The sequence below is a fragment of the Acinetobacter sp. AS167 genome, assembly GCF_037152175.1.
GTDB lineage: Bacteria > Pseudomonadota > Gammaproteobacteria > Pseudomonadales > Moraxellaceae > Acinetobacter.
In genome coordinates this window covers 684,866-696,180 of the sequence record NZ_JBBCMP010000001.1, presented here as the reverse complement: position 1 = coordinate 696,180, position 11,315 = coordinate 684,866, and the positions used below count along the sequence as shown (strand labels likewise).

The following is an 11,315-nucleotide window of genomic DNA, read 5'->3' as shown; positions in this document are numbered from 1 at the left end:
CTCATTACTCATTACTCATTACTCATTACTCATTACTCATTACTCATTACTCATTACTCATTACTCATTACTCATTACTCATTACTCATTACTCATTACTCATTACTCATTACTCATTTGAATATGAAACAGTTTTATAAGATCTATATTGGGGTGGTAAATCTTGATTTAGACTAAGATTTTCTATTTAAGACTTTAAACTTTCAAAAATGATTAGATGAGTGATTGAATGTTTGAGTTAAATTAAAGCTTAAAAGATGTAATGGATTGAATTTTTACTCAAAAATTTAATGAACACAGTAATATACTTTAAATATGAATCATCATAATATGTATGTCATAAACTCTGTGCTTGATAATAATTTACTTATTCAGGCTTTGAAATGAAGCTAGCGCTAGTAGGCACTCATACTTATTTCATCAATGTAGAGTTTGACCTTATATACTTAAATTGGATCACCCTCGTCTAGGATGATGTATGTCTAAAACGAAACAACCAACCTCAAAACAATTACTGTCAGTGATTCAGACGCAGACAGCAATTGCAAAATTAGGCTTAGATATCAATGCTGTCATGACTTTAGTGGCAGAGCAAGTTCAATTGATTACCCATGCAAAAGGTGCAATTGTAGAGCTCGCTGAAGAAGGTGATATGGTTTATCGTGCCGTTTCAAATGGCGCTAATCAATTTCTAGGCCTACGATTAAAGATGGGCTCTAGCCTTTCAGGGCTCTGTATCGCGCAGAATACGACTTTGTATTGTAAAGATAGTGAAACTGATGCGCGTGTAGATCGTGAAGCATGTAGACGGGTTGGGCTGCGTTCTATGGCTGTTGTACCACTAATTCATTGTGATGAACCGATTGGTGTATTAAAAATTTATTCAGAACGCGTAAATGCTTTTAAAGAAAGTGATATAAATTTACTTACTCTCATGTCTGAACTGATTGCTGCTGCAATGTATCATGCTAGTAAGTTTGGTGCCCAAGAACTCTATAAACTTGCCACACAGGATCAGTTAACAGGACTTGCCAATCGTGCTTTGTTTCTTGATTGTCTAAGACAAGGTGTTGAAAAAGCGAAACGTACACAAAAACTACTTGGGATTTTGATCATTGATATGGATGGCTTGAAACCAATCAATGATCAATATGGACACCGTTTAGGTGATGAGGCATTAAAGGAAATTGGTAAACGTATTGTCAATACTACGCGACACGATGATTTGGTTGCACGTTTGGGGGGCGATGAGTTTGCAGTGATTTTAAGCAGTCTTGGCGATCAACAGTTGGCAAAAAAAGTCATGAATCGTATTGTTGAAGCATGTGGATTACCATTTGTATTTGAAAACGTCAAATTGACTATGGGTGCAAGTGTAGGTCTGGCTTTATTTCCTGAAGATGGCATTGAACTCAATAAGTTGATTGAATTTGCAGACCTTAAAATGTATGAACATAAACGTTCTAGAAAAATCATCAACCTAAACACTTGAGTTTTAAAATCTTTAATTTGAAATAAATTTTAGTATAGTTTAGGTTTGTTCAATATCATTTATGTGGATCATATGCATTGAGAGTATCTGCCAATCGTTATGTATAAGCATTTATCAATTTTATGAGTTGAATGTAGCTCTACTTAACCTGATAGTTTTAAGCAAATCTCGAAACTATCAGATCAGGGTTAAGAGAGTATATTTTAAAATACTTTAAGTTTTTCCAATCAGTAAAGATAGAATTCCTGCAGCAATCAAGGGACCCACAGGTACACCTCTGAGCAGAGCAACTCCAGCGACAGTTCCAATCAATAAACCTGCAACGACATTGGGTTGGCTGGTCATTAAGGAAACTCCACGGCCACCTAACCATGCAACTAATAAACCAATCGCAATAGCTGTTAATGATTTCCAGTGCATAAATGATTTTAAAATGACATCACCAGGGATTTTGCCACTGGCAATTGGAGTAAGCACACCAATAGTTAAAATAATAACGCCTACTTCTAAACCGTGGGTCTGTAATAATGGGAAAAATTCACTTAACGGTGTGATTCTAAAGACGATCAAAATCCCAGCTGCAATGGTGACCGCAGTATTGTGACTGAAAATGCCGCAGACCAATAAAACAAGAAGCACAATTAAATTTAGGTCTAGACTAGAAAAACTCATCAATATTCATCATTAAAAATTAATATATCGCCCCATTATACTGAAAAGCAGCATGTGAATTTGTCTTGTCAGGCGATGAGTTACATTTAAATTCAGCTGAATGCGGATTTAATGGACAATAAATTTTTGAGTTTCAGCACCCAATAAATTCCATTCATACTCAAAGTCTTGTGCTAGTTTAGACAGATTCGTTGATTTAAGCTGTTGTATTAAAATGTTTTGTGCCTCTTGCATGGCTTGGTTTAAAGCCTTATTTACCACCAATTCAACCAGACAGTTGGGTGTTTCTTGTTCATTGCCAATCGCAAAAATAGTAGGTTCTCCAACAGCCTGATAAATATCAAATAATGATATTTGTTCTAAGGTTTGCACTAAAGTCCAACCACCACCAGGGCCTTTGTCTGCATGGACAAAGCCTGCTTTTTTTAAACCAGACATGGTACGACGCACTACGACAGGATTGGTGTCTAACATGATTGAAATTTGTTCAGAGGTGAACGGTTTTTTTTCACGTGCCATATGTAATAGCACATGCAACATTCGAGAAAGCTTACTGTCTTTACGCATAGTTTTAAGTCAATGTTCTTTTTCTAATTGTAACATTAAAAGTTGCAATTATAAAAATAACTCAATATAGTAACTTTAAAAGTTACTTATTGGTGTTGAAAATGAATTATGACGTCGTAATTATTGGTGGGAGTTATGCAGGTTTATCAGCAGCATTACCATTGCTTCGTGCTAGAAAAAAAGTGTTAATGATTGATGCAGGCATGCGTCGTAATCGTTTTGCTGAACATTCGCATAATTTCTTAACCCAAGATGGCAATACGCCAGCAGCAATTATTCGTGATGCAAAATTACAGTTAGACAAATACCAAACTTTGTCATGTATTAACGCATCAGTCACCGATGTGAGAGCTGTCGGGCAGCAATATGAGATTCAAATAGACCAAGCCGATGACACGGGTACAACCATTCAAGTCAAAAAAATAATTATTGCTACAGGCGTTAACGATGATTTACCTAAAATCGATGGTTTAGCAGAACGGTGGGGGAAAAGTATTTTTCATTGTCCATACTGTGATGGCTATGAGTTAAATCTGGGGACACTTGGAGTGTTATGTTCAGGTTTACATTCGATCCATATGGCACTGATGTTACCCGACTGGGGCAATACCACTTTATTTTTAAATGATGCAATTTCACAAGCTGAATTAGATCCCGTCATACTTAAACAGCTTAAACAAAGAAATGTGAAATTAAATACCCGCAAAATTCTTAAAATACACAATCATTGTGATTTAGTCTTGGAAGATGGTGAGCAGGTTCAATTAGATGGATTATTCATTTCCACTTTTATGCGCATCAATGCCCCTTGGATCAAAAAACTGGGTGTAGCGCTTGATGTAAATGAATATAGCGAAGCCATTCAAACCACAGCCATGAAAGAAACCAATCTTAAAGGGATATATGCTTGTGGTGATATCACCCGTTCAGGTGGTTCAGTTGCTTTTTCAGTTGCAGATGGAGCACTGGCGGGTGTTGCTGTACATAAGTCATTTATCTTTAATACTTGATAAAAGCATATATTGATTAATCAATAAGGCTAAAAAAGCCTGAATGTTGTTTGGGTTTCAATTCACGATACTTTAAAATGTATCGTGAATTTTTAAGGTATTGATTTATGTTCTTGGAAAAAATGTTGCAATCACAAGGCTTTGGTTCACGTAAGCATTGCCAACAACTCATCAAAAATGGTGCAATTCAAATCCAAAACGAGGTCGTTACAGACCCTAAATTTAAGCTTGATACCCATAATCTAGTATTTTCAGTCTATACCGAAACATTTAAATACCGTGAAAAAGTCTATATTGCCTTAAATAAACCGCAGGATTACGAATGTTCCCATCAATCAACACACCATTTTAGTGTTTTTGATTTATTCGATGATGTACTTATGAACCGTGGTTTACAAACTGTTGGTCGTTTAGATCAGGACACGACGGGTCTATTGCTACTCACGGATGATGGGCAGTTTTTGCAAGCATTGACTCATCCTAAAAAGCACGTGGCTAAAGTTTATCAAATACAAACAGCAGATCCAATTACAGATGATCAGATTCAACAACTTGAACAGGGTGTAGAATTACGCAATGAAAAAGGTACATTTGCAGCAACAGATGTACAGCGCTTGGCTGAATATGCATTACAAATGACTGTACACCAAGGGGTTTATCATCAAGTCAAACGGATGTTAGCTGCAGTGGGTAATAGGGTTGAAAGCTTGCATCGTGCACAAGTCGGACAATTAGCACTTAAAGAATTGGTTGAAGGCGAGTGGGTTTATTTGACAGAAGATCAGGTGAATGCTGCTAGAAATAGTCAAAATGAACAAATAGTGATTTGATCATGGCTTTAAAGCTCTTTATTGCTGTTTTAGATAAAATGCCAGACTTTATGGTTCCAACTCTTGTTGCGCATGCAGTTTTGGCTGCGCATTTACAATTTGTTCAAGATGCTGATGCCGAAAGTTATAAAAATTGGTTAGAACATTCTTTTCGTAAAGTTGTGGTTAAAGTGAATCAAAAAGAATTTGATAAAATTGCTCAAATTAAAGTGTTATTTAGGACATGAAAGTACAGTATTGGATAGTAAAAAATCCTGTGCTGTGGTCTTTCCTATTTCACAGGACACGATACCCAATGTACTTAAATTCGCAAAGATGTTGAAACCTGTATTGAATTGATTAAAAATTGTATAGTACAAATTACTTAAGAAAACAATGAAATGTCTGGAATTCATTGTCTTTAACAAAACCCATTTGCTCATAGAGCTGATGTGAATGGTAATTGTTTTTCTGGGTTTCTAAACTGATTCGTTGCGCATCTTCATGACGTGCAAAAAGAATTGCAGTATCAATCAGTTGCTTGGCAGAACCTTGTCGACGAAAAACAGGTGTTACATAAACATCATCTAAAATATAGTACTTTGAACAAGAAACAGATGAAAAGCCTTGGTATAACAACACAAAGCCTGTAAAAACATCATCTTTGACATGGATGAAGATTACACTTTCTTTATTTTCAAAACGTTGTTTTAAAAAATTAAAGGACTGTTGGATATTGGAAGATGCGCCGTAAAATTGGCGATATTCATCAAATAAAGTAGCAAGTTGATTTAAATCTTCTTTGGTCGCTCGTCTAACGATCATTTATTACTCCTTGCAATGATTTTTATCTTTGCAAAAGAGCATAACCAAAAAATAGAAAAGTAAACTTAATTATTTGTTTAAAATTGCGACAGTGTTATTTTTTGTCACTTTCACCCAAGATGGCATTTAACTCTGCAAATAGATCTTCATCGTCATCATTTAAATCAGCAGATGAATTGAGTTGCCCGTTTTGTTGGTCTTGCTTAAGTTTTCTCAGCTTGAATAACTGATCCATATTGATATTTTGATTTTCTATAGCGAAAGGGATGGATTTTGTGATGACAACTTGTTTAAAAAACAGTCGAACTGCTTGTGCAGGCGTAATCCCCAATTGTTTAAAAACAGCAAATGCTAGTTTTTTTTCTTGTGAATCAAGACGTACTTGATAGACTTCGGTTTTTCTCATGAATAGTGACCAAACAAAATTAGAGTTTGAATGCTTATTTTAATCAAAGCTTTCGGAATTTCAATGCTTAATCGCCAAAAAGTCATATATTTGTCATTACGTCAAAATTACAGTGTCAATTCATAGGTAGAACAGAAGCAATATTCTACTTGTCTAATCGGGTCAAGAAACTGAATTTTTTTGGCTAAAAGCTGCAAAGGTTGTGAAAAATCAGCAGCATCTTTATGTTGAACTCGCGGATAAAAGGGGTCATTTTTAATTGGAATATTTAACCAATTTAAATGTACCCGTAATTGATGCTGTTTACCCGTTGATGGCTTAAGTAAGTATTTTGCCCAAATTTGATTATGTTCAATGAGATCAATTTCGGTATATGAGTTTGATTTTCCATCAACAACTTTCATGGTGTAAAAAGGTTCGCCCTTTTCCATTCTTAAATCTACAGAACGTGGAAAGCTTAACTCAGAATCAAATTTTGCAATTGCTTGATAGGTTTTATTGACTTGCCGTTGTGCAAACATTTGTTGATATAGACCACGTGTTTGTGGGCATTTAGAAAACAATACAATGCCAGCAGTTTCACGATCTAAACGATGGATGGGGGTTAAGTCAGGATTATTTGTGGTTTTTTTCAAACGGACCAATAATGTTTCTTGTATATATTGGCCTGAGGGACTGATGGTCAAAAAATGAGGTTTATCTACGGCAATGAAGTCCTCATTTTCAAATAGTATACTTTCTTGAAAAGGCACATAAATCTCATGCGTTAGAAATCGATAATAGTAAAGATGAGTATTCGCTAGATAGGGATGATCTATTGTTAATACTTGACCATGCATATCCAAGATGAGTTGATCTTCAAAACGTTGTTGCCATTCATTGGTTGAAATATGCGGAAAATGGTTACATAAATAACTGAATAAATTTGTAGGCAAATTTTCTAATTTAGGGAGATAAACTTTTGAAGCTGTTACACCATCTCTCATTGGCGGTTGATATTCTGAAACAAGGGTGACGGGTTTCATAAGCGTATTTTTTATGCAGATAAGTTTAAAGTGAGTTGTCTAAGCGTGTTGGAAAGTATCAAAACATGATTTCTAAACAATGCAACATAGGTTTTAAAGTCACGCAATGCTATCATATTGTCTAGTTTGAATCATATCGTGAGCGTTATGCAATATTCATATAAATTAACTCTGAGCAATGAACAAGACACCCAAATGTTGGCACAAAAGCTCGCTCAACATATTGCAAAAGGCGTAATTTATTTAATCGGTGACTTAGGTGCGGGAAAAACCACACTCACACGTTATTGGTTACAAAGTTTAGGGCATCAAGGTGCGGTGAAAAGTCCCACATATACATTGGTAGAACCTTACAAGATCAATGTGAAAGATGTCTTTCATTTTGACTTATACCGTTTAAATGATCCTTATGAGCTTGAATTGATGGGTATTCGTGATTATTTAGAGGTCGAGAATGCTTTATTCTTATTTGAATGGCCTTCTAAGGGCGGTGATGAGATCCCACAAGCAGATCATGTGATTACTATTTTAAAAACAGAAGATGAAGCTGCTCGTGAAGTGGTAATTGAAAGTATTTCTGCTGAATTGATTGAAGCGTTGACTTGATCAATGTTTTCAGCATTTTAAGCCCATCATATATTTTAATTTATTTAAATTTTTAGGTTAATTGAATGCAACGCGAAGATATCAGTTTAAGACGTATCCAAAATCTAGATCCAGCACTGGCCAACCAAATTGCTGCAGGTGAGGTGATTGAACGACCATCATCAGTAGTGAAAGAGTTGCTTGAAAACTCGATTGATGCAGGTGCGACTGAGCTGATTATTCGTGTGGCAAATGGCGGCAGTACCCTGATTGAAATTATTGACAATGGTCGAGGTATTCACGCTGAGGATCTAGCACTTTCAGTGACTCGACATGCAACCAGTAAAATTCAATCTGCTGAAGATTTACATGCAATTGTGAGTTTGGGCTTTCGTGGAGAGGCGCTTGCATCTATCGCAGCGGTTTCGCGTTTAACCTTAACCAGTAGTCAGGATGATTCAGGTGTCGGTTACCAACTGGAAGTCAATGGTACAGCATTCGATCATCAAGATATTCAAGCAGTAGCAACCCAACAAGGTACACATATCCGTATTCAGGATTTGTTTTTTAATGTGCCTGCGCGGCGTAAATTCTTAAAGAAACCAGGTACTGAATTTGGTCATATTGAAGAAATTGTACGTCGAATGGCACTTACGCATTTCGATATCCGCTTTGTTTTAGAACATAATGATAATATTCGTCTCAATTTGCCGATTGCTGACAGTGGTGAATTGAGATTTCAACGAGTACAGCAATTATTAGGTCGTCAATTCACTGAAAATGCGTATTGGATTGATGCAGATAGTATTAGTATGCGTTTATCAGGTTGGTTAGGACATCCTTCAGATGCGCGTGCACAAGCCGATTTGCAATATGTCTATGTGAATGGTCGTATCGTCAAAGATAAAACCATTTCGCATGCTTTACGGATGGCTTATGATGGTATTTTGCATGGGCATCAACATGCTGCCTATTTGCTATTTTTAGAAGTAGATCCTGAAAATATTGATGTGAATGTGCATCCAACCAAGCATGAAATTCGCTTCCTTAATCAACGTGAAGTGCATGAGTTTGTACGACATTTTGCTAAAGATACCTTATCTCAATTTCAAACTGCAACTGCGGATTTATCTTCTGCAATGAAGCAGGATGGATCAATAGCAGATCAATTATTACCAGCTCAGCCACGTTATCAAGAACAGTTTTATTTACATCGAAATGCAACCGCTGAGCAACATGTGGTTGATCAAAATAACCGAAGCAATTCAGATGGGTCTATACAGCATAGTGGTCTAACAGATTTTAGTGATGGACATGCCCAAACAGTCAATTATTCCCACTATGAACCACAACAGCAGTATCGTGGCACTCAACAACTCAATAACGCCTTGAAAAGCTATTTAGCCCCTTTGCGTGACTCTGGAAATTCCGATCAAGGCTTAATAGATCAAGCATCTTACGAGCGATCTGCGCAGGAAACTCAAAATAAACAGATCCATCAAGTTGATGAATATCCCTTGGGAATCGCCATTGCGCAATTGCATGGGATTTATATTCTTGCACAGAACACGGAAGGTCTAATTATTGTCGATATGCATGCAGCGCATGAACGTATTTTACTTCAACAAATGAAATCTGCATGGGATAAACCTGAATTTTGGACTTCACAACAGTTGCTTATTCCTAAAATTATTTCAATTACCCGTATGCAAGCAACTCGTGTTGATGATTTAAAACCGCAGCTGGAGCGCTTAGGTCTAGAAATTGATCAATATGGTGATGATCAAGTAATTGTGCGTGGCGTGCCTGCAATTTTGCATAAAGCTGATTTTGAGTCCTTAGTACCTGAATTGCTCAATGATTTAGATCCAAATGATGAAGCTCAAGCACTACAACAGAAGCGTGATCAAATTTTAGCAGGAATGGCATGTCATGGCGCAGTGCGCGCACATCGAATGCTAAGTCTTTCAGAAATGAATGCTTTGCTGCGACAAATGGAACATACAGAATTTGCAAGTCAGTGTAATCATGGTCGACCAACTTGGCGTGCATTTCCATTACCCCAATTAGATAAATTATTTGCTCGAGGAGAGTAGTTGTACATGTCAAATCAATTGCCCGTCATCAATTTAATGGGACCAACCGCAAGCGGTAAAACTGCTTTGGCATGTGAACTGTATGATCATGGGAATTATGAGCTTATTTCTGTAGATTCTGCCTTGGTCTATAAAGATATGGATATTGGTACTGCAAAGCCAACCAAAGCGGAGCAGGAGTGTTATCCGCATCATTTGATTGATATTATTACGCCTCTTGAGGTTTATTCTGCTGCTGAATTTGTCGAGGATGCTTGTCGACTGATTGATGGTATCCATGCAAGCGGTAAAACACCTATTTTAGTTGGCGGTACAATGCTATATTTTAAAGCGTTGCTTGAGGGGCTCTCTACAAATTTACCGAGTGCTGATTATGCGATTCGTGCTGCGATTGAGTTAAAAGGTGAAACGGAAGGCTGGCAATCGGTGTATGATGAATTAAAATCTGTTGATGTGTTGGCAGGTGAAAAATTTAAAGTCAGTGATAAGCAACGAATCATTCGTGCTTTAGAAGTGTATAAAATTACTGGTCGTCCTATTACTCAACTACAGGCAGAACAACCGAAGAATCAACCTTACCGTTATCATTTTCATAATTATGCTTTATTGCCTGATCGTCTTGAGCTGCACAAGCGAATTGAGTTACGCTTGGAAAAAATGTGGGAAATCGGATTTTTAAATGAGGTTGAAAATCTTATGAAAAAATACGATCTTGAAGAAAATTTACCTTCTTCACGCTCAGTTGGATATAGACAAGCGATAGATTTTTTAAAAAACAGTGATTTGAGTCAAGAAAGTGAGCGCCAAATGAAGGATAAAGCACTTTTTGCAACACGACAATTAGCAAAACGTCAATACACTTGGTTACGATCTTTGCAAGAAACACACTCTTTTCAAACTTTTTTTACGATAAACCAAGCACAAGAAGACTTGCGAAACTTATACGGATAAAGCAAAATTTAACAACTACCTTTTTTATAAATTTTAATTGAAAAATAAAGGTAGTTTTTGCGCTGATTTTAATTTTTTTTGGAGTATAAAATGTCTAAAGGTCAAACTTTACAAGATCCGTTCTTAAATTCTCTCCGTAAAGAACGTATTCCTGTTTCTATTTTTCTTGTAAACGGTATTAAATTACAAGGTCATATTGAATCTTTTGACCAGTATGTTGTTTTGTTGAAAAACACAGTAAGCCAAATGGTTTATAAGCATGCTATTTCAACTGTTGTACCTGCACGTAATCCACGTCCTGCTGGTGCTCCTGCTGGTGCTCAAGGCGCTGCTGGTGGCTTTGGTGGTCAAGCTGGTGGCTTCGGCGGTCAAGCAGGTGGCTTTGGTGGTCAAGGTGGCTTCGGTGGTCAACAAGGTGGCTTTGGTGGTCAACAAGGCGGTTTCGGTGGTCAAGGTGGTTTCGGTAGCCAAGGTGGCTTCGGTGGTCAAGGTGGCTTCGGTGGTCAAGGTGGCTTCGGTGGTCAAGGTGGCTTCGGCGGTCAAGGTACTGACTTTGGCGGCGAAACAAAATTTGAAGATTCGCAAGAAGATGAAAACAATCGTTAATTTCTTGATTTAACAAGAACGATTGTAAAAGAGACGCCAAATTGGCGTCTCTTTTTTATTGGCTTCTCTTAATATGAGACTATGTTGAAATTTATCTATGTTTGCACCTACACCGTTTTTAGATGATACGAAATTTAGTCATTCTGAATGATGTAAGCGTCATTTCGCTGAGTATCGACGTAATGGTAAAAACGTTGGTCCTTGCGCTGCAAATAAAGCCACGCATTGTTCTTGCTTGGGGTTGTGTTTAAAATTTTCTTGGGTTTACGTT

The 11,315-nt window shown here is 37.0% G+C and carries 13 protein-coding genes; 8 read left to right on the top strand and 5 right to left on the bottom strand.

Annotation, left to right across the window (positions count from 1 at the left end):
- Nucleotides 1-478: 478 nt before the first annotated feature.
- The gene (locus WFN33_RS03420; protein ID WP_336951459.1) at nucleotides 479-1,492 is read left to right on the top strand and encodes a sensor domain-containing diguanylate cyclase; all 1,014 of its coding nucleotides are present in this window, start codon (nucleotides 479-481) and stop codon (nucleotides 1,490-1,492) included.
- Nucleotides 1,493-1,705: 213 nt separating this feature from the next.
- Here the strand turns inward: WFN33_RS03420 and WFN33_RS03415 are convergent, their stop codons facing one another.
- Both WFN33_RS03415 and WFN33_RS03410 read right to left on the bottom strand, forming a co-directional pair.
- The gene (locus WFN33_RS03415; RefSeq protein ID WP_336951457.1) at nucleotides 1,706-2,164 is read right to left on the bottom strand and encodes a DUF441 domain-containing protein; all 459 of its coding nucleotides are present in this window, start codon (nucleotides 2,162-2,164) and stop codon (nucleotides 1,706-1,708) included.
- Nucleotides 2,165-2,272: 108 nt separating this feature from the next.
- Nucleotides 2,273-2,731, bottom strand: a complete 459-nt coding sequence (locus tag WFN33_RS03410; protein WP_336951455.1) for an RrF2 family transcriptional regulator — start codon at nucleotides 2,729-2,731, stop codon at nucleotides 2,273-2,275.
- Nucleotides 2,732-2,832: 101 nt separating this feature from the next.
- Between WFN33_RS03410 and WFN33_RS03405 the strand changes: the two genes are divergently transcribed.
- The 3 genes from WFN33_RS03405 to WFN33_RS03395 all read left to right on the top strand — a co-directional run bounded on the left by WFN33_RS03405 (nucleotide 2,833) and on the right by WFN33_RS03395 (nucleotide 4,798).
- Nucleotides 2,833-3,741 (top strand): NAD(P)/FAD-dependent oxidoreductase, encoded by a 909-nt coding sequence (locus WFN33_RS03405; protein WP_336951453.1) that lies wholly within the window; start codon nucleotides 2,833-2,835, stop codon nucleotides 3,739-3,741.
- A gap of 107 nt (nucleotides 3,742-3,848) precedes the next feature.
- On the top strand, nucleotides 3,849-4,571 hold the full coding sequence (locus WFN33_RS03400; RefSeq protein ID WP_336951452.1) for a pseudouridine synthase: 723 nt from the start codon (nucleotides 3,849-3,851) through the stop codon (nucleotides 4,569-4,571).
- Between the two features lie 2 nt (nucleotides 4,572-4,573).
- Nucleotides 4,574-4,798 carry a peptidyl-tRNA hydrolase gene (locus tag WFN33_RS03395; protein ID WP_336951451.1) on the top strand — a complete coding sequence of 75 codons (225 nt, stop codon included), beginning with the start codon at nucleotides 4,574-4,576 and terminating at the stop codon, nucleotides 4,796-4,798.
- Nucleotides 4,799-4,931: 133 nt separating this feature from the next.
- Here the strand turns inward: WFN33_RS03395 and WFN33_RS03390 are convergent, their stop codons facing one another.
- The 3 genes from WFN33_RS03390 to WFN33_RS03380 form a co-directional block, all read right to left on the bottom strand.
- Nucleotides 4,932-5,375, bottom strand: coding sequence for a GNAT family N-acetyltransferase (locus WFN33_RS03390; RefSeq protein WP_004821200.1), 444 nt, complete (start codon nucleotides 5,373-5,375; stop codon nucleotides 4,932-4,934).
- Nucleotides 5,376-5,469: 94 nt separating this feature from the next.
- Nucleotides 5,470-5,781 (bottom strand): type II toxin-antitoxin system RelB/DinJ family antitoxin, encoded by a 312-nt coding sequence (locus WFN33_RS03385; protein WP_336951450.1) that lies wholly within the window; start codon nucleotides 5,779-5,781, stop codon nucleotides 5,470-5,472.
- A gap of 107 nt (nucleotides 5,782-5,888) precedes the next feature.
- Nucleotides 5,889-6,806, bottom strand: a complete 918-nt coding sequence (locus tag WFN33_RS03380; protein ID WP_336951449.1) for a pseudouridine synthase — start codon at nucleotides 6,804-6,806, stop codon at nucleotides 5,889-5,891.
- Between the two features lie 147 nt (nucleotides 6,807-6,953).
- On the opposite strand from WFN33_RS03380, the gene tsaE reads away from it, so the two are divergent.
- From tsaE to hfq, 4 genes are all read left to right on the top strand, one after another.
- Nucleotides 6,954-7,412 carry a tRNA (adenosine(37)-N6)-threonylcarbamoyltransferase complex ATPase subunit type 1 TsaE gene (gene tsaE, locus WFN33_RS03375; RefSeq protein ID WP_336951448.1) on the top strand — a complete coding sequence of 153 codons (459 nt, stop codon included), beginning with the start codon at nucleotides 6,954-6,956 and terminating at the stop codon, nucleotides 7,410-7,412.
- A 65-nt stretch (nucleotides 7,413-7,477) separates the two neighbouring features.
- Complete coding sequence (gene mutL / locus WFN33_RS03370; RefSeq protein WP_336951447.1) at nucleotides 7,478-9,487, top strand: DNA mismatch repair endonuclease MutL; 2,010 nt, start codon at nucleotides 7,478-7,480, stop codon at nucleotides 9,485-9,487.
- A gap of 6 nt (nucleotides 9,488-9,493) precedes the next feature.
- Nucleotides 9,494-10,438, top strand: coding sequence for a tRNA (adenosine(37)-N6)-dimethylallyltransferase MiaA (gene miaA, locus WFN33_RS03365; RefSeq protein ID WP_336951446.1), 945 nt, complete (start codon nucleotides 9,494-9,496; stop codon nucleotides 10,436-10,438).
- 90 nt (nucleotides 10,439-10,528) lie between these two features.
- Entirely contained in the window at nucleotides 10,529-11,044 is a 516-nt protein-coding gene (hfq, locus tag WFN33_RS03360; protein ID WP_004720864.1) for an RNA chaperone Hfq, read from the top strand.
- Nucleotides 11,045-11,315: the final 271 nt, after the last annotated feature.

Coding starts and splice junctions, on each gene's coding strand:
- WFN33_RS03410 (WP_336951455.1), bottom strand. CDS start 2,731: ATGCGTAAAGACAGTAAGCTTTCTCGAATGTTGCATGTGCTATTACAT.
- WFN33_RS03395 (WP_336951451.1), top strand. CDS start 4,574: ATGGCTTTAAAGCTCTTTATTGCTGTTTTAGATAAAATGCCAGACTTT.
- mutL (WP_336951447.1), top strand. CDS start 7,478: ATGCAACGCGAAGATATCAGTTTAAGACGTATCCAAAATCTAGATCCA.
- WFN33_RS03400 (WP_336951452.1), top strand. CDS start 3,849: ATGTTCTTGGAAAAAATGTTGCAATCACAAGGCTTTGGTTCACGTAAG.
- tsaE (WP_336951448.1), top strand. CDS start 6,954: ATGCAATATTCATATAAATTAACTCTGAGCAATGAACAAGACACCCAA.
- WFN33_RS03390 (WP_004821200.1), bottom strand. CDS start 5,375: ATGATCGTTAGACGAGCGACCAAAGAAGATTTAAATCAACTTGCTACT.
- WFN33_RS03405 (WP_336951453.1), top strand. CDS start 2,833: ATGAATTATGACGTCGTAATTATTGGTGGGAGTTATGCAGGTTTATCA.
- WFN33_RS03385 (WP_336951450.1), bottom strand. CDS start 5,781: ATGAGAAAAACCGAAGTCTATCAAGTACGTCTTGATTCACAAGAAAAA.
- WFN33_RS03415 (WP_336951457.1), bottom strand. CDS start 2,164: ATGAGTTTTTCTAGTCTAGACCTAAATTTAATTGTGCTTCTTGTTTTA.
- hfq (WP_004720864.1), top strand. CDS start 10,529: ATGTCTAAAGGTCAAACTTTACAAGATCCGTTCTTAAATTCTCTCCGT.
- WFN33_RS03380 (WP_336951449.1), bottom strand. CDS start 6,806: ATGAAACCCGTCACCCTTGTTTCAGAATATCAACCGCCAATGAGAGAT.
- WFN33_RS03420 (WP_336951459.1), top strand. CDS start 479: ATGTCTAAAACGAAACAACCAACCTCAAAACAATTACTGTCAGTGATT.
- miaA (WP_336951446.1), top strand. CDS start 9,494: ATGTCAAATCAATTGCCCGTCATCAATTTAATGGGACCAACCGCAAGC.